At 76.3% G+C, this 22609-nt stretch carries 18 protein-coding genes; 11 read left to right on the forward strand and 7 right to left on the reverse strand.

The features are described from left to right. Nucleotides 1-16 precede the first annotated feature (16 nt). Nucleotides 17-841 carry a hypothetical protein gene (locus tag SGLAU_RS29800; protein ID WP_043505656.1) on the forward strand — a complete coding sequence of 275 codons (825 nt, stop codon included), beginning with the start codon at nt 17-19 and terminating at the stop codon, nt 839-841. A 19-nt stretch (nt 842-860) separates the two neighbouring features. Here the strand turns inward: SGLAU_RS29800 and SGLAU_RS29805 are convergent, their stop codons facing one another. Next, nucleotides 861-1514 carry an STAS domain-containing protein gene (locus SGLAU_RS29805; protein ID WP_052413954.1) on the reverse strand — a complete coding sequence of 218 codons (654 nt, stop codon included), beginning with the start codon at nt 1512-1514 and terminating at the stop codon, nt 861-863. A 130-nt stretch (nt 1515-1644) separates the two neighbouring features. Here SGLAU_RS29805 and SGLAU_RS29810 point away from each other — a divergent pair, with 130 nt between their 5' ends. Next, a complete protein-coding gene (locus SGLAU_RS29810) occupies nt 1645-1995 on the forward strand; it encodes a MarR family transcriptional regulator (RefSeq protein WP_043505658.1) in 351 nt (116 codons plus the stop codon). A gap of 111 nt (nt 1996-2106) precedes the next feature. Here the strand turns inward: SGLAU_RS29810 and SGLAU_RS29815 are convergent, their stop codons facing one another. The 4 genes from SGLAU_RS29815 to SGLAU_RS29830 all read right to left on the reverse strand — a co-directional run bounded on the left by SGLAU_RS29815 (nt 2107) and on the right by SGLAU_RS29830 (nt 7058). Then, nucleotides 2107-4542 carry a SpoIIE family protein phosphatase gene (locus SGLAU_RS29815; RefSeq protein ID WP_052413955.1) on the reverse strand — a complete coding sequence of 812 codons (2436 nt, stop codon included), beginning with the start codon at nt 4540-4542 and terminating at the stop codon, nt 2107-2109. A gap of 82 nt (nt 4543-4624) precedes the next feature. Beyond that, complete coding sequence (locus tag SGLAU_RS29820; protein WP_208868962.1) at nt 4625-5005, reverse strand: hypothetical protein; 381 nt, start codon at nt 5003-5005, stop codon at nt 4625-4627. Between the two features lie 296 nt (nt 5006-5301). Then, on the reverse strand, nt 5302-6219 hold the full coding sequence (locus SGLAU_RS29825; RefSeq protein ID WP_043505660.1) for a MurR/RpiR family transcriptional regulator: 918 nt from the start codon (nt 6217-6219) through the stop codon (nt 5302-5304). 188 nt (nt 6220-6407) lie between these two features. Then, on the reverse strand, nt 6408-7058 hold the full coding sequence (locus SGLAU_RS29830; protein ID WP_043505661.1) for a nucleoside/nucleotide kinase family protein: 651 nt from the start codon (nt 7056-7058) through the stop codon (nt 6408-6410). Nucleotides 7059-7273: 215 nt separating this feature from the next. Between SGLAU_RS29830 and SGLAU_RS29835 the strand changes: the two genes are divergently transcribed. The 6 genes from SGLAU_RS29835 (at nt 7274) to SGLAU_RS29860 (ending at nt 14846) form a co-directional block, all read left to right on the forward strand. Further along, a complete protein-coding gene (locus SGLAU_RS29835; RefSeq protein ID WP_043507234.1) occupies nt 7274-8014 on the forward strand; it encodes a beta-phosphoglucomutase family hydrolase in 741 nt (246 codons plus the stop codon). Beyond that, nucleotides 8011-10353 (forward strand): glycoside hydrolase family 65 protein, encoded by a 2343-nt coding sequence (locus SGLAU_RS29840; protein ID WP_043505662.1) that lies wholly within the window; start codon nt 8011-8013, stop codon nt 10351-10353. The genes SGLAU_RS29835 and SGLAU_RS29840 overlap by 4 nt, the downstream gene beginning before the upstream one ends. Nucleotides 10354-10883: 530 nt before the next feature. Then, complete coding sequence (locus tag SGLAU_RS29845) at nt 10884-12347, forward strand: hypothetical protein (RefSeq protein ID WP_052413956.1); 1464 nt, start codon at nt 10884-10886, stop codon at nt 12345-12347. Then, nucleotides 12344-13300 carry a lysylphosphatidylglycerol synthase domain-containing protein gene (locus SGLAU_RS29850; protein ID WP_043505663.1) on the forward strand — a complete coding sequence of 319 codons (957 nt, stop codon included), beginning with the start codon at nt 12344-12346 and terminating at the stop codon, nt 13298-13300. The genes SGLAU_RS29845 and SGLAU_RS29850 overlap by 4 nt, the downstream gene beginning before the upstream one ends. Nucleotides 13301-13374: 74 nt before the next feature. Then, nucleotides 13375-14214 (forward strand): proteasome subunit beta, encoded by an 840-nt coding sequence (gene prcB, locus SGLAU_RS29855; protein WP_052413957.1) that lies wholly within the window; start codon nt 13375-13377, stop codon nt 14212-14214. Between the two features lie 125 nt (nt 14215-14339). After that, nucleotides 14340-14846, forward strand: a complete 507-nt coding sequence (locus SGLAU_RS29860; RefSeq protein ID WP_043505665.1) for a DUF5709 domain-containing protein — start codon at nt 14340-14342, stop codon at nt 14844-14846. Nucleotides 14847-15156: 310 nt separating this feature from the next. Here SGLAU_RS29860 and SGLAU_RS29865 read toward each other — a convergent pair whose 3' ends face one another. Together SGLAU_RS29865 and SGLAU_RS29870 are read right to left on the reverse strand one after the other, a co-directional pair. Continuing rightward, a complete protein-coding gene (locus SGLAU_RS29865; protein ID WP_043505666.1) occupies nt 15157-15363 on the reverse strand; it encodes a hypothetical protein in 207 nt (68 codons plus the stop codon). A gap of 289 nt (nt 15364-15652) precedes the next feature. Continuing rightward, a complete protein-coding gene (locus SGLAU_RS29870) occupies nt 15653-16549 on the reverse strand; it encodes a Gfo/Idh/MocA family protein (RefSeq protein WP_043505667.1) in 897 nt (298 codons plus the stop codon). 260 nt (nt 16550-16809) lie between these two features. On the opposite strand from SGLAU_RS29870, the gene SGLAU_RS29875 reads away from it, so the two are divergent. The 3 genes from SGLAU_RS29875 to SGLAU_RS29885 all read left to right on the forward strand — a co-directional run bounded on the left by SGLAU_RS29875 (nt 16810) and on the right by SGLAU_RS29885 (nt 22413). Further along, nucleotides 16810-17730 carry a dienelactone hydrolase family protein gene (locus SGLAU_RS29875; RefSeq protein WP_043505668.1) on the forward strand — a complete coding sequence of 307 codons (921 nt, stop codon included), beginning with the start codon at nt 16810-16812 and terminating at the stop codon, nt 17728-17730. Nucleotides 17731-17914: 184 nt separating this feature from the next. Next, nucleotides 17915-20977 carry a LuxR family transcriptional regulator gene (locus SGLAU_RS29880; protein ID WP_052413958.1) on the forward strand — a complete coding sequence of 1021 codons (3063 nt, stop codon included), beginning with the start codon at nt 17915-17917 and terminating at the stop codon, nt 20975-20977. Nucleotides 20978-21105: 128 nt separating this feature from the next. Further along, entirely contained in the window at nt 21106-22413 is a 1308-nt protein-coding gene (locus SGLAU_RS29885; protein ID WP_043505669.1) for a PucR family transcriptional regulator, read from the forward strand. The last annotated feature ends 196 nt before the right edge of the window (nt 22414-22609 follow it).

A 22609-nucleotide genomic window follows, 5' to 3' on the forward strand; every position in this document is an offset into this window, starting at 1 on the left:
CCACCCAGGAGTCCCGATGCCGCGCGCCCGCCTGCTGTACGTCACCGACCTGGCCTACCCGGCGCGCGGACGGCGCTACGGCGACGAGGACATCGAGCTGACCTCCCGGCTGCGCGCGGACTTCGACCTCGCCCTGTGCCACCCGCGGGACGCGACGGCGCTGATGGACGCCTTCGACGCCGTCGTGGTCCGCAACAGCGGCCCCGTCCTCGCGTACCGGGACGCCTACGACGCCTTCCGCGCGCACGCCCTGCGCACCGGGGCCCGGGTCTACAACCAGCTCACCGGCCGGGCGGACATGGCCGGCAAGCAGTATCTGCTCGACCTGACCGCGGCGGGCTTCCCCGTCATCCCCACCGCGGACCGGGCGGCCGGCCTGGAGCTGCTGCCGCGCGCCGAGCGCTATGTGGTCAAGCCCAAGCTCGGTGCCGACTCGATAGGCCTGCGGATCGTCACCGCCGGGGAACTGCCCGGCCTCACCGACGACGGCGTCCTCGTCCAGCCGCACATCGACTTCGCCTACGAGGTCTCGTTCTACTTCGTCGACCACGACTTCCAGTACGCCCTGTACGCCCCTGACCCCGAGCGCCGCTGGGCGCTCCAGCCGTACGAACCCACCGGCGCCGACCTGGACTTCGCCCGGCGCTTCATCGAGTGGAACACCGTCGGGCACGGCATCCAGCGGGTCGACGCCTGCCGTGCCCCGGGTGGCGGGCTGCTGCTGGTCGAGCTGGAGGACCTGAACCCGTACCTCTCCCTCGACGCGCTCCCGGCGGACCGGCGCGACGCGTTCGTCGACGCGCTGAAGGCCGCCCTGCACCGGTTCCTCGGCGCGGACTGACGCCGCCGGCCGGCACGGCTCAGCCGGGTCTCTTCTCCCCGGCGGCGCGGACCCGGGCCACCGCCGCCGCCACCTCCCGCCGCAGCGGCTCCGCCAGCGGGTCGCCCTGGACGGCCGCCACCAGTCCGTCCGCGAGCCGGTGCAGCTTGGTGTTGGTGTGCTGGGAGACGGCGACCAGCACCTCCCAGGCGTCCTGCGGGCTCAGCCCGAACGACGCCATCAGCACTCCGCGCGCCAGGTCGATGGTGGGCCGGGTCCGCATGGCCCGGCGCAGCTGGACGACCTCCAGGCCCGACTCCGGCCGGTCGCCGGTCCGCTCGGCGGCGGCCGGTGCGAACAGCGGCAGGGTGCCGGTCAGGGTGAGCAGCCGCTCGACGGCGGGGGAGACGGCCCGCAGGGTGACCGACTTGCCTTCGCCCAGCGCCTGCTCGCGGAGGGCCAGCAGGATGTTCAGGCTCGAGCAGTCGCAGAAGGCGACCTCGCTCAGATCCAGGTCGATGCCGTCGTCCGTGCCCGCGAGCGCGGTCCGCAGCGCGGCGCGCAGGTCCTCGCCGGCCTCCAGGCCCAGCTCGCCGGAGACGGTCACGCGTGCCCGGCCGCCGTCGGGGCGGGTGCGAACGGTCGGTCCCAGGCTCCCGACCGCCGACGGCGGGTGGTCCTCAGACTCCGGCATGGCCGACTCTCCCTCGGATCTCTGCCTGCCCTCCGTTACAGGCTGAATCCCGCGACGATGTACGTCAAGCTATACATGAAATAGATTTCGCGTTTTGGTATACGGGAACGGTCAGTCCTATGATGTCGGCATGGGTGGAGTGCCTGAGCCGCATACTGGATGGACGTTCCTCACCAATCACGCACGAGTGCTGGCCGCCATCGCCGACGACCACAACGCGCGGATCCGCGACATCGCCGCGCACTGCAGGCTGACGGAACGCGCCGTACAGAAGATCATCGCCGACCTGGAACAGGCCGGTTACCTCTCGCACAGCCGGGAGGGGCGCACGAACACGTACCGGATCGAGCCCGGCAAGGTGCTGCGGCACCCGGCCGAGGCGGGGCTGACGGTGGCGTCCCTGCTGTCCGTGCTCGCCCGGGACGAGGCTGGTCAGGGCCGGCCCGCGGAGACCGGGGAGACCGTGGGCGACCGCGGCTGACCTCGCGCGGTGACCCGTCCGGCCCGGGCCGCTGCCGTGACACGGCGGAACCTGCGGGCGGCCGCCGTTCCACGGCCGGACCGACGGGCCGCTGCCGTTCTCGCCGCGCCCTCACGCCGTTCCGGGCACGCGGTCACCCGCCCCGGCGCCGGACGCCGTCGCCGGAACCCGGATGTCGAGTACGCACACGTCGTCCCGCCGCTCACCCTCCAGCAGCGCCGCGAGCAGCGGTTCCAGGGAGCCGGGCTCGTCGCGGTGACGGGTCACGGCCGCGTCCGCCAGCCGTTCCAGACCGCGGTCGATGCCCTCTCCGGGGCGCTCCACGAGACCGTCCGTGTACATCAGCAGCCGGTCCCCGGGCCGCAGCAGGCACTCCTCCTCCTCGAACACCGGCCGGTGGCTCGCCCCGAGCAGCACACCGCGCGGCCGGTCGAGGAACCGGGCCCGGCCGTCGCGCAGCAGCAGCGGCGGCGGGTGCCCGGCCTGCGCCCACACCAGCCGGCCCTCCCGGGCGTGGTAGCGGGCCAGTACCAGCGTCGCCGTGCCGTGCGAGTCCCGCGAGTGCAGCAGCAGCGTGTTCAGCCGGCCGAGGGCACCGGTCAGCGACGAGCCGGTGATCACCATGCCCTTGGCGGTGAACCGCAGCTGGGCCATCGTGGCGACGGCGCCGACACCGTGTCCCGCCACGTCACCCACCACGAACAGGGCGTCGTTGTCGGGGAGTTCGATGGCGCTGAACCAGTCGCCGCCGACCTGCACCCCGGACTGGGCGGGCAGATAGGCCACTTCGACCCGAAGTCCGGCCAGGTGCAGCGGCTTGTCCGGCAGCGGCAGCAGCGCGTGCTGCAGCCGTCCGGCCAGCGCCCGCTCGGCGCGCAGCGCGCCGTGCTGGGTGAGCATCGCGCGCTCGCTGGCGACCAGCGCGAGTTCGGCCCGGCGCTGGGCGGTGAGGTCCTGGAGGAAGCCGTGCACCTCGACCGGCGTGCCCCGCGGGTCCGTGACCGCCTCAGCGACGAGCCGCAGGTGCCTGACCCCGTTCCCGGTGCTGATCCGGAACGGCGCGTCCGCGGGCAGGCCCGCCTCCAGCAGTCCGCCCAGCGCGCGGGACAGGGCCGGCACGTCCTCGGGCAGGGCCAGACCGGGCAGGTCGTCCAGCCGGAGCGGGCCGTGCCCGGGGTCCCGGCCGAGCACCGTGAAGACCTGCGCGGACCAGGTGACCTCCCGGGTGACCAGGTTCCAGTTCGCCCAGCCCAGGTTGCCCAGCCGCTGCACGTCCGCCAGCCGGCGCTCCTGCCGGGCGGACGGGTCCGTGCGCGACCAGCGGACGAGCAGTCCGTCGCCCAGCCGGGTCACGCGCACCCGGGAGGCGGACAGCCCGGCGGCCCCGGCCGCCTCGTCCCGCTGCCCGTACGGCTCGCCCTCGTACGGCTCTCCGGTGGCGAGCGTGCGGGCGCAGCCCTCCCACAGCGCCTCCTCGGCGGCCCCCGGCCGGCACTCCAGGACGCGCAGGCCCACCGGCCGGCCGCCGTCGCACCCGAGGACGCCGGCCGTCTCGGGGCTCGCGGCGTCGATGCGGTAGTCCTCGACCTCGCCGGTCGGCGCGCGCAGCGCGGTCAGCAGTACGGCCGCGCCGGGCAGCGTGTCCAGCACCGCCTGGACGGCCTCGGCACCGCCGGCGGCCGGGGGTTCCGGACGGGCGTCGAACGCCCGCAGGCGGCCGGCGCACAGCCGGACGACGGCCCGCAGGTGTTCCCGGGTGCGCGGTGAGAACCGCCCCGGGCGCCGGCGCAGCACCCCGAGGGAGACCTCGGCGGTGTCACCGGTGACCACGGGCAGCCAGGCACGCGACGGCCAGCGCTCCGGCGGGTCACCGATCAGCAGGGAGCGCGGCCCGCCCCGGTCCAGGTCCTCCAGCCAGCGGGGCTCCCCGGCACGCAGCGCGTCCAGCGGGGCGATCCCGGCCAGCGGCGGGACCCGGCGCCACTGCGCGGCGAGGGTGTCGTCGATCCCGGCGTGCCCGATCAGCTCCAGTCCGTCCTCGGGCAGCCGGGCGAAGAGCATCACCGCGTCGGCGCCCACGCCGGGGCCGAGGTGCTCCAGCAGGCAGCGGGCGAGTTCGCGCGGTGACCGCACCCGCACGAGGGCCGCGCCGAGCAGTCCGAGCGCGGTGCCGTCGTCCTGGGGTGCGGCGGGGCCGCCGGTCCCGGAGAGGGGACGGCCGGAGGGGACCGGGGGGACGGGAAGCGCCGAGGCGGCGGACGGCCGCGCCGGTGGAGCACCGGACAGGTCCCCGAGCGTGATCCAGCACTCCTCGATCAGTGTGCGACGGCCCGCCTCGGCCCGTGCCAGCAGTTCCTCGTGCGCGGCCTCGGCGGAGCAGCCGGTCAGCGCCATGAGTGCGCCCTTGGCGCGCTCCAGCACCGCAACGGTGGCGGCCCGGTCGCGCAGCCGGTCGCGTTCGGCCCGCTGCCTGGCGACGAACCCGAAGGGTCCGGGCGCGCCGGTCGCGATCTCCGACCGGGTGGGACCCGCAGACTCGCTCGTCACGCGTCGAGCATGGCACACCGCGCGGGCGGCGGGACCCGGCGGTCACGAAGGCGTTACGGGCGCGAGGTCACGGCGGGCCCGCTCAGCGGCCGGCGGTGTGGCCGGCCAGGGCCTGGCTGACGGCGCGCACGCTGCGGGCGATGTGCTGGAGCTGGAGCACCTCGGCGGCGTACAGCTTGATCGTGTGCTCGATGACCGACTCGGGCATGCCGAGGCGGGGCAGATCGGCGCGGGCGGTCTGCAGGGCGGTGCGGGCGACGCGGATCTCCTGCTCGACCTGGAGCTGGGCGTGCCGGGCGAGCAGCACGGGGTGGCGGATCAGGGCCGGGTAGCTGGCGTACCGCGACGGCACCAGCTCGCGCAGCCACTTGGCCGCCGAGCGCTCCCAGTCGTAGCTGCCGGGCGTCTTGACCTGGCACGGCCAGTCCGGGCTGATGCGCGTGGTCGTCAGGGTCATGTGCATCGCTTCCAATGTGCTGCGTCGCTGGGGGAGGGACGACGGACGCGGCGGGCCCCCGGCCTAGGGGATGACCGGGGGGCCGCCGCCGTGGGCGCGCGCGGTGCGACGCCCGGCCGGACGCCCGGGGCCGTCGTGGGTGGTACGGCGGCTTCGGGAGTTTCTGGTGGTGCGGGATCCGCGAGCAGTATTTATATATGCCGTCGCCTTTGCAAGACGTATGAAAACATTCATGCGCGCTTTCGGCGCAAGCGTCCCGCTGTGTCGTGGTTCGGCAGGGGGTCGGCTTTACCGGGGGGCGTTCAGTCCCGCAGGAAGAACTGGTGCTGGTCGGAGATCTGCTCGTACGACTCCAGCCGGGCCTGGGTCCGCTCCGGGTCCGCGTCGGTCATCGCCTGGAGGAGGGCGGCGGCCATCACACCGGGCGCGGCGTAGGAGTCGAAGACCAGCCGGGAACCGGTGCCCGTGGCGAAGGTGACGTCGGCCTCGTCGGCCACCGGCCCCAGCGCGAGATCCGTGATCAGCGCGACGCGCAGCCCCGCGCCGCGCGCCACCCGCACCGCGGTCAGCGTCTCCTGCGCGTGCCGCGGCAGCGAGAACGCCAGCACCCAGGTGCCGCCCGCCTCCCGGGACTGGAGCAGCGCGTCGTAGGCGACGGTGCCGCCCAGCGTCACCAGCCGCACGTCCGGGTGGATCCGGCGGGCGGCGTACGCGAAGTACTCGGCCAGCGAGGCGGAGATGCGCAGCCCCAGCACGGTCAGCGGGGTCGACGCGGACAGCTCGCGGCCCACCGCGATCACCCGGTCCGGGTCGGCGAAGTCACGCCGCAGGTTCTCCAGGTTCTCGATCTCGGCGTCCACCGCCGCCTGCAGCTCGTTGGCGCGGTCCTCCTCCGCCGGCCCGCCGGCCAGGGTGCCGAGCGCGATCGCCTGGAGCTTCTCGCGCAGCGCCGGGTAGCCGCTGAACCCGACGGCCGCGGCGAACCGGGTCACCGACGGCTGGCTCACCCCCACCCGCTCCGCGAGATCGGTGATCGACAGGAACGCCGCCTCGGTGATGTGCTCGATCAGGTACTGGGCGATGCGCCGCTGCCCCGGCGACAGCCGAGGCTGGTCGAAAAGCACCCGGAGCTGGGAAGTCGGGGCGGCCTCCACCTCCGGTGCGGTCTTCCCCGAGGTGATCGCGGATGCCTGTGCGCGTGCCTGCTGCGGCGATGGCACCGGTGCGCCTCCTTTGCTTCCCACGGAGTTTCAACATAACCCACGCACCGCGTTCACCAGGGCCGCCCGCACGGCCCCCACCTGCGGCGGACGGTGCGCGGGGGGCACCCGCGCCCCGGCCGCCCCGGCCGCGGGGCGGAACACCGCCGCCCGGACGCCGGCGCTCGCCGAGGAGCCCGGCGCGTGCGCTATCCGGCGAGGTCCGCGACCGCCACCACCAGGTCCGCGCGGCCCCGGGTCGCGGCGACCAGTTCGGCGTTGCGCTGGTCGGTGCGCCGCACCCAGGCCACCGCCTCCGCGTGCGCCTTGCCGAACGCCTCGTGCCGGGCGACGAGCCGGCGCACCCGCTCGGCCTCGTCGAGTTCGCAGAACCAGACCTCGTCGAGCTGGGGCCGCACCCGCGCCCACGCGCCCGTGTCCAGCAGCAGGTAGTTCCCCTCCGTCACGACCAGGCGGGCCGTCGGCTCCACCGGCACCGCACCGGCGAGCGGCTGTTCGAGGACGCGCTCGAACCCCGGTGCGTACACGGTGTCCTCGCCGTCGGCCTCCTCGCGCAGCCGGCGCAGCAGGGCCGCGTACCCGGCCGCGTCGAAGGTGTCCGGGGCGCCCTTGCGGTCGCGGCGCCCGAGGCGTTCCAGCTCCGCGTCGGCGAGGTGGAAGCCGTCCATGGGCACATGGGCGACCCACGGGTCCCCGGTGCCGTTCAGCTCGCGCACCAGGCGCTCGGCCAGCGTCGTCTTGCCCGCGCCGGGCGCCCCGGCGACGCCGAGCAGGGCCCGCCGCCCCTCCGCGGCGAGGGCGCGGGCACGGATGAGGAGGTCGTCGAAGGTCAGCGGCACGCCACAGAGTCTGTCACCGCCTCCGGGGTGCGGTGCCACCGCGGGCGTGGACGGGGGTGCGCCCGGGGGTCCGCGGGGCGGGCCGCCGGGGCCGGGCGCCCCGGCGACGACGGGGCGGCACACAGCCGAACGTGGCACAGTCCGCGTCTTGTGGCGCGCGCCACCGGCTGCTCGGCCGGATGCGGGGAACCGTGTTCGGTATGACGGAGTTGACACTGACGCGACTCGGGCTCCCCGCGGCCGTCCAGGCATGCCTCTTCGACCTCGACGGCGTCGTCACGCGGACGGCCGTGGTGCACGCGGCCGCCTGGAAGGACACCTTCGACGCGTTCCTGCGACAACGCGAGGGCGAGGGGTACCGGCCGTTCGACGCCGTCACCGACTACGACGAGTACGTGGACGGACGCCCCCGCGCCGACGGCGTGCGCACCTTCCTCGCCTCCCGGGGCGTCCGGCTGCCCGAGGGCGGTCCCGGCGACCCGCCGGACGCCGGGACGGTGCACGGCCTCGGGAACCGCAAGAACGAGCTGCTGCTCGAGCGGATCCGCACCGACGGGGTCGAGGCGTACGACAGCACCCTGCGGTACCTGCGGACCGTCCGCGCGCACGGCCTGCGCACCGCGATCGTCTCCTCCAGCGCCAACTGCCGGGACGTCCTGCGCGCGATCGACGCCGAAGACCTGTTCGACGTGCGCATCGACGGGGTGGTGGCCGCGGAGCGCGGGCTGCCCGGCAAACCGCGTCCCGACACCTTCCTGGCCGCCGCCCGGGACCTCGGCGTGGAGGCGAAGCAGGCGGCCGTGTTCGAGGACGCGCTGGCCGGCATGGACGCGGGCCGCGCCGGCGGTTTCGGCTACGTCGTCGGCGTCGACCGCACCGGCCAGACCGAGGCGCTGTACGCGCACGGCGCGGACGTCGTGGTGCGGGACCTCGCGGAACTGGGGGACACCGAGTGATCGCGCAGCGGGCCTACGCCGTCGAACCGTGGACCGTCCGCGAGACGGACCTCAACCTGGACGTCCTCGCCCAGAGCGAGTCGGTGTTCGCCCTGTCCAACGGGCACGTCGGCTGGCGCGGCAACCTCGACGAGGGCGAACCGCACGGACTGCCCGGCTCCTACCTCAACGGGGTGTACGAACTGCACCCGCTGCCCTACGCCGAAGCGGGCTACGGCTACCCGGAGTCCGGCCAGACCGTCATCAACGTCACCAACGGCAAGGTGCTGCGGCTGCTGGTCGACGACGAGCCGTTCGACCTGCGCTACGGGCGGCTCGTCGCCCACGAGCGCACCCTCGACCTGCGCCGGGGCGTCCTGGAACGGGTCTGCGAGTGGACCTCCCCGGCCGGCTCCACGGTCCGGGTGCGTTCCACCCGTCTGGTCTCGCTCACCCAGCGGGCGATCGCCGCCGTGGCGTACGAGGTCGAGCCGGTCGACAGCCGCACCCGGGTGGTCATCCAGTCGGAGCTGGTCGCCAACGAGAGCCTGCCCGAACCCGACGGCGACCCGCGCGCCGCTCGGGCGCTGAAGTCACCGCTGGAGCCGGAGGAGGACTTCGCCTCCGGGCTGCGGCTGCGGCTGGTGCACCGCACCCGGCGCAGCGGGCTGCGCGTGGCGGTCGCCGCCGACCACACCGTCAGCGGGCCCGAGCGCACCACCACGTCCGCCGAGAGCAACGTCGACGTGGCCCGGCTGACCGTCACCTCCGTACTCGAGCCCGGGCAGCGGCTGCGGGTGGAGAAGCTGGTCGCGCACGGCTGGTCCGGCGCCCGCTCCCGCCCCGCGATGAGCGACCAGGTCGAGGCGGCGCTGGCGGCGGCCGACCACAGCGGCTGGGCCGGTCTGCTCAGGGACCAGGAGGCGTACCTCGACGACTTCTGGGCGCGCGCCGACGTCGAGGTCGACGGCGACGAGGAGATCCAGCAGGCGGTCCGCTTCGCCCTCTTCCACGTCCTCCAGGCGGGCGCCCGCGCCGAACGGCGCGCGATCCCCGCGAAGGGCCTGACCGGCTCCGGGTACGACGGCCACGCGTTCTGGGACACCGAGATGTTCGTGCTGCCGCTGCTCACCTACACCGAGCCGCGCGCCGTCGCGGAGGCGCTGCGCTGGCGGCAGAACACCCTGCCCGCCGCCCGGGAGCGCGCGAACCAGCTCGGCCTGTCCGGCGCCGCCTTCCCCTGGCGGACCATCGAGGGCTCGGAAGGCTCGGCGTACTGGCCGGCGGGTACCGCGGCCTTCCACGTCAACGCCGACATAGCCGATGCCGTGACCCGCTACACGGCGGTCACCGGAGACCTCGACTTCGAGCGGGAGACCGGTGTCGAACTGCTGGTGGAGACCGCCCGCCTGTGGCGTTCCCTCGGCCACCACGACCACCGGGGCGACTTCCACATCGACGGCGTGACCGGACCCGACGAGTACAGCGCGGTCGCCGACGACAACACGTACACCAACCTGATGGCCCGGCAGAACCTGCTCGACGCGGCCGAGGCCGTGCGCCGCCACCCCGAGGAGGCCGAGCGGCTCGGTGTCGACGAGGAGGAGAGCGCCGCCTGGCGGGCCGCCGCCGAGGCCATGTACGTGCCCTACAACGCCGAACTCGGCGTGCACGAGCAGCACGCCGGCTTCACCCGCTACCAGCGCTGGGACTTCGCCGCCACCCGGCCCGACCAGTACCCGCTGCTGCTGAACTTCCCCTACTTCGACCTCTACCGCAAACAGGTCGTGAAACAGGCGGACCTGGTGCTGGCCATGTACACCTGCGGCAGCCGGTTCGACGAGGAGCACATCGCCCGCAACTTCGCCTACTACGAGCCGCTGACCGTACGGGACTCCTCGCTCTCGGCGTGCTGCCAGGCCGTCATCGCGGCCCAGACGGGCCATCTGCGGCTCGCCTACGACTACACGGCCGAGGCCGCCCTGATGGACCTGGCCGACCTGGAGCACAACACCCGCGACGGACTGCACATCGCCTCCCTGGCGGGCACCTGGATGGCCCTGGTCGCCGGTTTCGGCGGGATGCGGCGCGACGGGGACACGCTCCGCTTCGCGCCGCGGCTGCCCGAGCAGTTCGACCGGCTCGCCTTCAGCCTGCAGATCCTGGGCCGCCGCCTGCGGGTGGAGATCACCCCGGAGAAGGCCACCTACACGCTGCTGTCCGGGCCGTCCCTGACCATCGGCCACCACGGCGAGGCGCTGACGGTCGGCACCGAGGGCCCGGCCGTCGGCATGGTCCCGGCGACCCCCGACCGCCCGGCCCCCCAGCAGCCCCCGCACCGCCGCCCCAACGCCCGCTGACCGCACGGGCCGGCGCCAGGAGCCTCCGGCGGGGGCCGGCACGTCGCGGCCGGTGCCGGGGGCCTCCGGCGGTGGCCGGCGCGTCGCGGCCAGTGCCGTCGGCCGGTGCCGGGCGGTGAACCCGGCGGCCCCGGCGACCGACCGGACGCGGTGGCGACGGTGGTGTGCGCGGTGTCGTCAGGGGCGTGCGCCGGTGGTCGGGTGCGGCGTCGGCGGTTGTGCGTGGCGACCGTGGGTCATGGGCGGTGCCGTTGGGGCGTGGCGCCGGTGGCCAGGCGTGGCAACGGCGGTCGTGCTCGGTGCCGTTCGGGCGCGCCGGTGGCCGGGCGCGGCGGTGCGACCGGGTATCCGCCGGCCCGCCGCGCCGGCCAGGGGCGCGCCGGCCCGTACGGGGCCGAGGCGGCCGGCCCCGCCCCGTCCTGCGCCCCGCGACGCCGTGGGTTACGTTTTGGATGATTTTCCGGACAATGCCCTCCGATCACCGACCGCGGGGGCGTCAACCCGCCCGCGAGCCGCCGGAGGACGAGGCGATGGCCGAGAGCGTGAGCGTCACCCGGGCGGGTGCCCTGCGTCTGGGCGGGCCGGGTGCCTGCGCCGTCGTGGCGGGCGCGTTCACCGCCGTCCAAATCATCCTCGTACCGCCCGCCATGGGCCTGGGCTGGGACGAGATCGTCTACGTCAGCCAGGTCGGCGACCACGCCCCCGCCGCGTTCTTCAGCGCCCCCCGCGCCCGCGGCGTCACCGTCCTCGTCGCACCCGTCGCCTCCTGGTCGTCGTCCACCGCGCTGCTGCGGGTCTATCTCGCCGTCCTGTCCGGCCTCGCCCTCCACCTCGCCCTGCGCACCTGGAGCGGCCGGTTCCCGCCACGTGTCCTGGCCACCGGCGGCGCCCTGTTCGCCACCCTGTGGGTGACCCTCTTCTACGCCCCCAGCGCCATGCCCAACTACTGGGTGGCCGTGGGAGCACTGGCCTGTGCCGGCTGCTTCCTGCGCGCCCTCGCCGCCGGCCGGGACCGGGCCGCCCTGTGGGGCATCGCCGGCAGTGCCGCGCTGATGGCGCTGATGCGGCCCACCGACGCCGTCTACGTCACGGCGCCCCTGCTCGTCCTCGCCTTGGCCACCCGCCGGTGGCGTCCGCTCGCCGTGCTGGTGGCCGGCCTCGCCGCGGGCGGCGCCCAGTGGATCGTCGAGGCGTACCTCAGCCACGGCGGACCGGCCCAGCGGCTCTCCGACGCCTCCCGCATCCAGGGCGGCCTCGGCTGGCACTTCGCCGTCGACGACCAGCTGCGCGGCCTGATCGGCCGCACCCTGTGCCGGCCCTGCACCGGGCCGCTGCCGCACCCCGCCGTCACCGTGTGGTGGTTCGCGCTGTGGGCGCTCGCCGCGACCGCCCTCGTCGTCGCGGTCCGCGCCCGGCGGCCCGCCCCCACCGCCCTGCCGCTCGCCTGCGCGGTCACCGCCGCCGTGCCCTACCTGTTCCTGATCGGCTACGCGGCCCCCCGCTTCCTGCTGCCCGCCTACGCGCTCGCCGCGCTGCCTGTCGCCGACGCGCTGTGGCACCTGGTGACCACCGGGCGGGGCCGGTGGCGCCCGGTGGCCGCGACCGTCGTCGCGCTCGGACTGGCCGGACATCTCGCCGTCCAGTTCGTGGTCCTGGACCGGACCGTGCAGCGCACCGTCGACGACCGCCGCGCCTGGGCGCACACCGCCGGAGAGCTGCACCGGCTGGGGGTCCGCCCGCCCTGCCTGCTCACCGGGCACACCGCCATCCCGCTCGCCTACTACACCGGCTGCTCCTCCGCCGCGACCGGCGGGAACAACGCCAACATCACCGTGCCCGCCATCCTGGACGCCGCCCGCCGCGTCCCGGTCGCCGCACTCGGCACGTCGAGCGGCTCCCCGCCGCCGTACGCCCGCTCCTGGGCGCCGTACCGCTTCGACCGGCTGCACCTGTACGTGGCCCCTTCGCCGGCCCGCGCGGGCGGGCCCGCGTGACGCCCGGGGCGTACACGCCCTCATCCGCCCGCCGGAGGTACTGGCGGTTACCGCTCACCCTGGCCCTGCCGGCCGCCGCGGGGTGGCTCGCCCACCGCCACTGGCCGGTGCTGGCCAGCGGTGCGGGGCGGCTCGCCGTCGCCGACCACGGGTGGCTGCTGGTGGCCGCCACCGCCGTGACGGCCACCTGGGCGTGCTCCGCGCTCGCCCAGCAGGGCGCGGTGCCCCGCGCCCTGCCCGCCGGGCGGCTCGTCGCCGCGCAGTTCGCCGCCTCCGCCGCCAACCACGTGCTGCCCGCCGGGGTCGGCGCGGGCGCCGTGACCCTGCGCTTCCTGATGCGGTGCGGCCTTCCGGCGGGCCGCTCGGCGACCGCGCTCGCGGTCAAGGCGACGGCCGGGGCGGCGGTCCGCGGCGCGCTGATCGCCGTGCTCGCGCTGGCCTGCCCCGGGGTCCTGCGGCTGCCGTCCGGATCCGGCGGCCGGATCACCCTCGCGCTCGCCCTCGCCCTCGCCGTCGTCCTGGCCGTGGCCGTGCTGCCGGCCCTCGCCCGCCGGTGGCCGCGCGCCCGCCGGGCCGCCGCCGCCGTCCTCGCGGACGTGCGGGCGGTGCACGCCCGGCCGCGCCGGGCGGCGGCCCTGTGGGGCGGCTCGCTGGCCTTCGCCGGGCTGCACGCCGTCGCGCTGATCGCCGTCACCCAGGCCGTCGCCCTGCCGCTGCCGCCCGCCCGGGTCGCCCTGCTCTATCTCGCCGCCAGCAGCGCAGCCGCCCTGCTCCCCACCCCCGGCGGACTCGGCTCCCTGGACGCCGCGCTCGGCCTCGCCCTCACCGCGGCCGGCGCCCCGCCGCCCGCCGCGGCCTCCGCCGTGCTCGGCTACCGGCTGCTGACCGTGTGGCTGCCGCTGATACCGGGACTGCTGGTGCTGGCGGTGCTGGTGCGACGCCGGACGCTGTGACGGGAACAGGTGTTTCCGCGCTGCCGGCTTCTGGTAGGAGTCGGGATGTCGGGCCGAGGAACAGGGGGAGTGGCATGACGTACGGCACGAGCGAAGGCCGGCTGGGGGCGGAGTTCCTCACCCCGGGGAGCGCGTCCTTCACCGAGTTCCTGGCGGCCCACCGCCCCGGACTGCTGCCCACCCGCAGCCCGTTGCCCGACGGCGTCCGCGCCGCCCCGGGCAGCGCGCCGCACGGCACCACGGTGCTCGCCCTCACCTACCGCGACGGTGTGCTGATCGCCGGCGACCGCAGGGCGACCATGGGCAACCTCATCGCCCAGCGCGACCTGGAGAAGGTGTACCCCGCCGACGACCACACCGCGGTCGCCTTCGCCGGCACGGTCGGCCTCGCCCTGGACATGGTGAAGCTCTACCAGGTCGAGCTGACCCACTTCGAGAAGATCGAGGGCGCGCCGATGTCGCTCGGCGCCAAGGCGACCCGGCTGTCCGCCATGCTCCGGCAGAACCTCGGCCAGGCCATGCAGGGCCTCGCCGTCGTCCCGCTGCTGGCCGGCTACGAGGCCGGGCGGGGCCGCATCTTCGGCTTCGACGTCGCGGGCGGCACCTACGAGAAGACCGGCTTCCACGCCGAGGGCTCCGGCTCGCCGTACGCCCGGGGCGCGCTGAAGAAGCTGTACCGGCCGGGCCTGTCCCGGCGGGAGGCGGCCCTCGCCGCGCTCCAGGCGTTGTGGGACGCGGCCGACGACGACTCGGCGACCGGCAGACCGGACGTCGGCCGGCGGATCTTCCCGGTCGTCTCCGTCATCACCGGGGACGGTTTCGAGCGCCTGCCCGAGCAGGAGACGGCGGAACTGAGCCGCACGACGGCCGAGCAGCGCACCGCCCGCCCGGACGGCCCGCACGCCGCACCCTGAGGACGGCCGGCCGGGGCCGGTCTCCCCGCGGTGTGACGAGAACCGCCAGGTTGGAGGCGGCGGAACGGGAAACGCGGAGAGGACGAACCATCCGAGCCGAGTCCCGGCACGACAGGGAGGCAGCCATGGCCGACACGGACCGCGCGCAGACCGATGCGATGGCGGACGACGCCTACCAGCCCACCGGCACGAACGAGGAGCAGGAGGACGCCGCGCCCCTGGACCTCCAGGACGCGCTGGACGAGCGGACCTACGACGACGCCCTCGACGAGGGCTACTCGCCGCCGGAGAAGCCGCTGGGCGTCACCAAGCACGGTACGACGGCCGCCGAGCAGCACGAGGGCGAGAGCCTCGACCAGCGGCTCGCGCAGGAGGTGCCCGACGCCCAGGAGGTCGCCGGGGACGACATCGGGGACCTGCCGGGCGGCGAAGGCGAACCGGTGGACCCCGAGGCGGGCGGTGCCCGTGCCGGACGGCTGGTCGCCCCGGACGAGGGCGCCCACACCGACACGACGCGGGAGCAGATCGCCGAGGACGTGGGCATCGACGGGGGCGCCGCGGGCGCCGAGGAGGCCGCGATGCACGTCACCGACGACGACATGACGACGCCGGTGGACGACGAGAACCCCTGACGCGGGACGGGACCCTCACGGGGAACGGGGCCCTGCGGGGCACGGACGGACGGGTCGGCGAGGCGAGCAGGTCCCCTGACGTGGCCGGACGGACCGGTCCGGGTTAGGGGACCGGACGGAGGGACCGGGCGAAGACGGCCGCCCCCGGGGCCGGTCGTCGCAGATGTGGCCGACCGCCTGCCATGGGCGCCAGGGAGTGATCGACCGCCGGCAGTCGGCGCCAGGGCGTGATCGACCGCCGGCAGTCGGGGCCAAGGGGCGACCGGCCGCCGGCGGCCGGCGTCAGGAGGGGTGACGGCCGGGCGGCCGGCTAAGGCAGCAGCTTGTCGAGGGCCGCCGGCCCCTCCTGGTCCAGCTTGCGCTGGGCCCATTCGAGGTTGCCCGGGGTGAGGTCCTTGCCGGAGGCCAGGACCAGGTCCTCCGGGGACACATCGGTGCCGGTGCGGGTGTGGAGCAGGCTGTCCGGGGTGGCGCGGTCCTGGGACGGCTGGGACGCGCCGGAAGGTGAAGTCGACATGATCTCCGCTCCTCGGTCCGATCGTTGGTTCGGCCCCGGTGCTGGCGACGGGCCTGATAACACCATTCACCCGGGGAGCGCACCGTGCATCCGGAAGGCGCCGGGGCACCGCCTCCGGCGGCCCGCTCCCGTCCCGCGAGGAGTACCTTCCCACGCCCGCCCCTAACCTCCTCCCTCCTCCCGCCTCCCACCGGCCACCGGCCATCGGGCGGGCCGGTCGCGGCCGCGCGTGAGCGCTGAGGCCGCGCACGCCGGCCGGCGGCGGCCCGGCGTACGGCGGCACCGCCGGTCAGCGGGCCGTCAGCAGGGCCTCCGCCTCGGCCAGGATCTCCGTCACCCGGAGGCCGAACGCGGCGTCGCACGCGTGCGGGCGGCCGGTGCCGGCCGCCTCGCGCAGGGCGTCCACGGCCCTGCTCACGGCGGGGACGACCGCCTCGGACCCGTCCGGGAGGACCGCCACCCCCGCGGTGCCGCGCAGTTCGACGGTGACCCCGGCCGCCTCCGGCGGCGCGGTGAGGCTGAGGGCGAGGGTGCTCGACGCGCCCCCGGTGTGCTCCAGGACCAGGTGCACGGTGTCCCCGGGACCGGGGGCCGCGGCGCTCACCCGCAGGGCGTCGCCGAGCACCGGCAGCAGCACGGACAGCGCGTGCGGTCCGACGTCCCACAGGGCACCCTTCTCGCGCCGCCACGCGGAGGCGGCGAACGGGCTGTCCGAGGTGCGCGCGCCCCCGGGGAACAGCGCGGCCAGCCACTGGGCGCGTCCGGTGAACCACCCCCCGGTGGCCGCCTGTTCGGCGATCCAGGCCTCGGTGGCGGCCTGGAAGCGGGAGGTGAAGAAGACGACCGAAGCGACACCGGCCTCCCGCGCGGCGTCGGCCACCGCCCGCGCCCGCCCCGGGGTCACGGCCAGCGGCTTGTCCAGCAGCAGATGACGGCCCGCCCGCGCCGCCCGCGCCGCGAGGTCCGCCTGGACGTCCGGCGGCAGGGCCACCGCCACCGCGTCCACGTCGGCCAGCAGCTCGTCCACGTCGTCGTAGGCGCGCACCCCGTACCGGTCCGCGAGTTCCTTCGCCGCGTCCGGGCGCCGCCCCCACACCCCCGCGAAGTCCACCGCCCCGTGCCCGGCGAGGGCGGGTGCGTGGGCCATCCGCGCCCAGGGTCCGGTGCCGAGCAGTCCGATGCGCATTCCGCCGCCTCTCCACGGTGCCGAGCGTTCCGACGGCCGGTGCCGTCGGGCGGCCCGGCCCCGGTGAGCCTGCCACACCGTCCGGCCGCCCGCGCAAGCCGGTGCCCCGCTCCCGGGAGGGCCGGGCACCAGGCCCCCTCCCGCCACGAGGCCGGTGATTTTGCCGGTGCCCGTCGTGCCCTGCCGCGCCGACAGTGGGCGAGCCGTTCCGACGGCACACCCCACATCCCCAGAGCGCACGACAGAGAGGACGACTCGACGTGCAGCAGCAGCACCGCACCGACTCCGCCACCCCGCGCCGACGCCGTCGCACGGGCCGCCTCACCGGGCTCGCCGCCGCCACCGCGGCCGTGATCGGGCTCAGCACGCTCAGCGGCACCGGCGCCCACGCCGCCGACAACCCCTACGAGCGCGGTCCGGCGCCCACCCAGTCGAGCATCGAGGCCCTGCGCGGCCCCTACGCCGTCTCGCAGACCTCCGTCTCCTCCCTGGCGGTCACCGGCTTCGGCGGCGGCACGATCTACTACCCGACCAGCACCGCGGACGGCACCTTCGGCGCCGTGGCCATCTCACCCGGCTTCACCGCCTACGAGTCGTCGATCGCCTGGCTGGGCCCGCGGCTGGCCTCCCAGGGCTTCGTGGTCTTCACCATCGACACCAACACCACGATGGACCAGCCGGCCTCCCGTGGCGACCAGCTCCTCGCGGCACTGGACTACCTCACTCAGCGCAGCTCCGTGCGCGGCCGGGTCGACGCCACCCGGCTCGGCGTGATGGGCCACTCCATGGGCGGCGGCGGCAGTCTGGAGGCGGCCAAGGACCGGCCCTCCCTCCAGGCCGCGATCCCGCTGACGCCGTGGAACCTGGACAAGACCTGGTCCGAGGTGAGGACGCCCACCCTGATCTTCGGCGCCGACGGCGACACCATCGCCCCGGTCTCCAGCCACGCCGAGCCGTTCTACCAGAACCTGCCGTCGTCGCTGGACAAGGCGTATCTGGAGCTGAACAACGCCACCCACTTCACGCCCAACAGCAACGACACCACGATCGCGAAGTACAGCATCAGCTGGCTCAAGCGGTTCATCGACAACGACACCCGCTACGAGCAGTTCCTGTGCCCGCTGCCGCGCCCGAGCCTGACCATCGAGGAGTACCGGGGCAACTGCCCGCACACCTCCTGACCCGCCGCACCCCACGGCACCACGGCGGTCGCGCCCTCCCCGGGCGCGGCCGCCGTGTCCGTTCGCCGGGACGTTGTGCGCCGGCACGCGGCGCGGGCCCGGTGGTTGGGCGGCGGCACAGACGCCCGCCGGGACGCGGACGTGCGCCTTCCGCCTGCCGTTACTCGCACGTAACGTCGCTGGAATGACCGCAGAGACGACCGTGCCGACGGCCCCGCCGATCCACGGGCGGAGCGCGGAGCGGCGCGTGGTGGCCGCGCTGGCGGACCGGCTGCGCACCGGCAGTGCCGTGCTCGTCCTGACGGGCGAGCCGGGACTCGGCCGTACCACCCTGCTCGACGAGGCCGCCCGTACCTTCCGGGCCGGACCGGTGCTGTCCGTACGCTGCGACGCCGAGACCCGGCCGTACGGCGGGGTGCGCGCGCTGCTCGCGGCCGCGGGCCACGTGCCCGCCGGCGCGCCGGACCCCCGGACCGCGCCACCGGCCCTGCTGGGCGCCTTCCGCGACCTGGCCGGGGACGGGCCCCTCCTGGTCTGCCTGGACGACGCCCACCGGTGGGACGCCCCCTCGCGCGCCGCCCTGGTCCGGGCCGCCCACCGGCTGTCCCGGGCCGGCCGGGTCGGCCTGCTCCTGACCGCCGCCGGACCCGGCCCCGCGGACCGGGACTTCGCCGCTCTGCCCGTCCTCCCGCTGCACCCGCTGCCGTCGCCGGCCGCCGCCGCCCTCCTCGACGACGTCACGGGCGGGGCCGCCGAGCCGGCCCTGTGCGACGAGCTGCTGGAGGAGGCCGAGGGCAACCCGGCCCTGCTGCTGGCCATGGTCCGCCGGCTCGCTCCCGCCCAGCTCTCCGGTGAGCGGCGCCCGCCCCGGCCGCTCGCCGACGCCCGGCTCCTCGCCGGCGTCGCCGGGGAGTGGCCGGTCGCGCCGACGCCCGCCGCCGACGACCTCCTGCTCCTCACGGCGGCCGCGACCCGCGGTGAGGAGCAGCCCGAGACCGACGCCGCCCTCGTCCAGGCCGCGTGGCGACGCCTGGCGGCGGGTTCCGGGCCCGGGACGGGTCCCGGTGGCGCGACGGGTCCCGGTGGCGCGACGGGAGGCCGGCCCGGCGCCGCTCCCCGGCTCGCCGCGGCAGCCGGCCGGGCGACGGGACCGGGTCTCCCGCCACCCTCCGGACCTCGCCCCCGCGTCCCTTCCGGACCTCGTTGCCGTGTCCCCTACGGCGCGCGCTCCGGCGTCCCCTCGGACGACCCGCCCGGCGGCCCGCCCGATTTGCCCGACCTGCCGGACGCCCTGTCCGACGTCCTCGTCCGCGCCGAGGGGCGCCTGCGCCTCACGGGCCCGCTGGCCCGGAGAGCCGTCTACGCCCGGGCCGCCCCCGACCGCCGCGACGCCGCCCACCGCGCCCTCGCCCACGCCCTGCGCGCCCGGGGGCAGGAACTGCCCGCGCTGCTGCACACCGCCTGGGCCACGCCCGCGCCGGCCCCCGCCCGGGCGGCGCAGCTCGCGGCGGCCGCGGCGGCGGAGTCCTCGCTCGAACTGCGCGCCACGGCCCTGGCACGCGCCGCGGAACTGACCCCGCACGGCCCGGTGAGCCGCGAGCGGTACACGGCGGCCGCGGAACAGGCACTGCTCGCGGGCCGCCCTCGGCGGGCCGTGCGTCTGCTCGCCGAGGGCGGCCGGGCCTTCGTGCCGGACCTGGTGCGCGGCCGGGCCGAACTGGTGCGCGGCCTCGCCGAGCTGTGGGACGGGCCGGTCGCGGACGCCCGGGCCACCCTGCTGACCGCCGCGGCCCTGCTCGGCGCCGGGGCACCGGCCCGGGCGGCGTCCGCCGCGCTCGCCGCCGCCGACGCGGCGTGGGCCGCGGGCGACCTGGAGGCGTGCCGGGAAGCGCTCGGCGACCCCCGGGAGCGGACCCCCGACCCCGCCCCCGACCCGGCCCCCGCCCCGGCCCCCGACCCGGCCTCCGGCCCGCTCCCGCACCCCGCCGGCCCCGACGACCCCCGTCGCCCGGGGGGCCCCGACGACCACGACTACCGGCTGGGCGCGGGGGCCCTCCTCGACGCCCGCCTCGACCTGGCCACCGCACCCCTGCGCCGCGTCGTGGAACGCGCCCGCAGCGCCGGCGAGCCGGAGGTCCTGCTGCGGTCCGCCGCCGCCGCGCTGATGCTCGGGGACATGGCCGCGGCGGCCGCGGCGAGCGCGCGGGCGCTGGCCGCGGCGCGGATCCGGGGCTCCGCCGCGCTCGTCCCCCAGGCGCTGGAGTACCTCGCCTACGCCGAACTCCGCGCCGGCCGCCACGCCCAGGCCCGCACCCACGCCGAGGAGGGGCTGCGTGCCGCGCGGCGCACCGGACAGCGCAACACGGCCGCCCACCACCACGCCGTACTGGCCCTGGCGGCGTCCATCGAGGGCGATCCCACCGCCGTCGACGGCCATGTGACCGCCGCCCTCGCGACGGCCCGCGCGCACGGACTGGCCCAGCCGGCCACGCTCGCCCAGTGGGCGGCCGCCCGCGCCGACCTGGGCCGCGGGCGCCCGCTGGAGGCGGCCGACCGGCTCGGCCCGCTGGTGTGCCCCGGCCCCCGGCGCGGGCACTTCGCGGTGTGGATGCTGGCCGTCCCCTGCTTCGTGGAGGCCGCCGTCCTGGCCGGCCGGGCCGAGGAGGCGCGGCGCGTCGTGCCGGACTTCGCCGCCTGGGCGGGCTTCGGCGCCGATCCGCAGGCGCCCGCCCAACTGCTGCGCTGCCAGGCGCTGCTGGCCCCGCCGGACCGGGCCGGCGAGCTGTACGTCCGTGCCCTCGCGCTGCACGACCGGGCGGGCGGTGACTTCGAACGGGCTCGCACCGAACTGCTGTACGGCAAGTGGCTGCGGCGCCGTCGCCGCCCGCGCGAGGCCCGGGACCGGCTCGGCGCCGCGCTGGTCGGCTTCGACCGCTGCGGCGCCGTGGTGTGGGCCGAGCAGACCCGCGCGGAACTGCGGGCGAACGGCGCCGCGGCGAGCGCCGGCTTCCCCGGCGGGGCGGGTCCGGGGGCGGGCGCGCTGGAGCGGCTGACCCCGCAGCAGTGGCGGATCGCGCGGTGCGTCGCCCAGGGGGCCACCAACCGGGAGGTGGCCCGGAGCCTGTCGGTGAGCACCCGCACTGTGGACTACCACCTCCGCAACGTGTTCGCCGCGCTCGGGGTGCGGTCCCGGGTGGAACTGGCCCGGCTGGTCGAACGGGAGGAAAAGACCCGTGCACAGCTCTAGGGACCGACCGGACGGTATGTCATCCTTCCGGGCAGGACGAGTCAGGCGGCGGCCACCGCGCGGGCCCCGGGGAGCGGGGGCCCGGCACCGGGCGCCGCCATGAAGCCCGACCCTGGGGGAGGACCGCGATGCACCCTGCCGTACGGACCCGGACGATGGCGCCCCGCCCGGCGGTGACCGCCGAGCCGCAGCCACGCACCCGGCGCGTCCGGTCACTGATCGACGCCGACGCCATCCGCGTCCTGCACCGCGCCGCACGCGTGCTGATGGACGACCTGGCGGAGCTGACCGACCGGCTGCTGGCCGTCGTACAGGACCAGGAACCGGCCTACCGTGCCGCGGTGGAGAGCGACCCCGTCGGCGTGTGGCAGGAGATGCACCGCTCGCTGCGGCACAGCGTGGCCTCCCTGCTCGACCCGCGCGGCGCCCGCGACGGCGCGCGGCGCTGCTCGTGGCGGATCGGCGCCACCCGCGCCGAACAGGGCCTGCCGCTGGACGCCGTGCTGCACGCCTTCCGGCTCGGCGGCTCCCTGGTGTGGCAGGGACTGGTCGAGGAGACCTCCCGGCGGGCGCCCGAGGACGTCCGGCTGCTCGTCCACGTCGCGGCCGACGTGTGGCACTTCGTCGACGAGCACTGCACGATCGTCACCGACGCCTACCGGCAGGTCGAACGGCAGCTGGCCTGGCGGCGCGAGAACAACGTCCGGCTGCTGGCCGCCGCGCTCCTCGACGGCACCAGCCGCATCGCCGACCTGCCCGAGACCGCGCGGGCGCTGGACATGCCGGAGAACGGCCGGTTCCTCGTGGTGGCGGTCGCCGAGGGCGGCCGCGCCGGCACCCGCGGCGCGGCCGTGGTGCGGGGCGCGGCGCGGGTCCACTGGCACACGGGCGTCGAGGTGGACTACGGCATCGTCCTGCTCGGCGAGGGCGGCGAGGGCGGCGAGGGCGGCGAGGGCGGCGAGGGCGTCCGGGGCGGCGACGGCGGATTCCCCGAGCCGGCGGGCGGTCCCGGGGCCAGGATCGGCGTCGGCGGCGCCGTCGACGGACTCGCGTCGGTGGGCGAGGCCCGCAGGCTCGCCGACACCGCGCTGCGGATGTGCCCCCCGGACGGCGGCACCGTCCGGCTCACCGAGCACCTCCCCGCGGCCCTCGTCGTCTCGTCCCCCGAACTCGGCGGCACCCTCGCCGACCGGGTGCTCGGCCCGCTGGACCGGATGGAACCCGCCGACCGCGAGGTCCTGCTGGACACCGTGGCCACCTGGCTGGCCTGCGACGGCTCCGCGCAGCGTGCGGGCGAGCGCCTGTACTGCCACCGCAACACCGTCCTCAACCGCCTGCGCCGCTTCGAGCACCTCACCGGACGCTCCCTGGCCCGCCCCACCGACCTGGTCGAGATCAGCCTCGCCCTGACCGCCCGCCGCCTGCTCGCCCGCTGACCCCGCGGGCGCCGCCTCCGACGGAACGCCGGTGCCGGTGCGCGGGGCGGGCGGCCGCCCTGGTCAGAGCCGGGCAGCCGGCCCCGCGCCGCACCGGGCGCCCTCCCGTCCCTGGGCGTCCGCACAACCCCCCGGCCCCCACGCTGGGACCGCGCACCCAGCAGCCCGGTAACCCTGGCCCGGCCTCCGGCGCGCG

The organism is Streptomyces glaucescens, from assembly GCF_000761215.1.
GTDB classification, from domain to species: domain Bacteria; phylum Actinomycetota; class Actinomycetes; order Streptomycetales; family Streptomycetaceae; genus Streptomyces; species Streptomyces glaucescens_B.

Coding starts and splice junctions, on each gene's coding strand:
- SGLAU_RS29800 (WP_043505656.1), top strand. CDS start 17: ATGCCGCGCGCCCGCCTGCTGTACGTCACCGACCTGGCCTACCCGGCG.
- SGLAU_RS29805 (WP_052413954.1), bottom strand. CDS start 1,514: ATGCCGGAGTCTGAGGACCACCCGCCGTCGGCGGTCGGGAGCCTGGGA.
- SGLAU_RS29810 (WP_043505658.1), top strand. CDS start 1,645: ATGGGTGGAGTGCCTGAGCCGCATACTGGATGGACGTTCCTCACCAAT.
- SGLAU_RS29820 (WP_208868962.1), bottom strand. CDS start 5,005: ATGCACATGACCCTGACGACCACGCGCATCAGCCCGGACTGGCCGTGC.
- SGLAU_RS29845 (WP_052413956.1), top strand. CDS start 10,884: ATGGCCGAGAGCGTGAGCGTCACCCGGGCGGGTGCCCTGCGTCTGGGC.
- prcB (WP_052413957.1), top strand. CDS start 13,375: ATGACGTACGGCACGAGCGAAGGCCGGCTGGGGGCGGAGTTCCTCACC.
- SGLAU_RS29860 (WP_043505665.1), top strand. CDS start 14,340: ATGGCCGACACGGACCGCGCGCAGACCGATGCGATGGCGGACGACGCC.
- SGLAU_RS29865 (WP_043505666.1), bottom strand. CDS start 15,363: ATGTCGACTTCACCTTCCGGCGCGTCCCAGCCGTCCCAGGACCGCGCC.
- SGLAU_RS29870 (WP_043505667.1), bottom strand. CDS start 16,549: ATGCGCATCGGACTGCTCGGCACCGGACCCTGGGCGCGGATGGCCCAC.
- SGLAU_RS29880 (WP_052413958.1), top strand. CDS start 17,915: ATGACCGCAGAGACGACCGTGCCGACGGCCCCGCCGATCCACGGGCGG.
- SGLAU_RS29885 (WP_043505669.1), top strand. CDS start 21,106: ATGCACCCTGCCGTACGGACCCGGACGATGGCGCCCCGCCCGGCGGTG.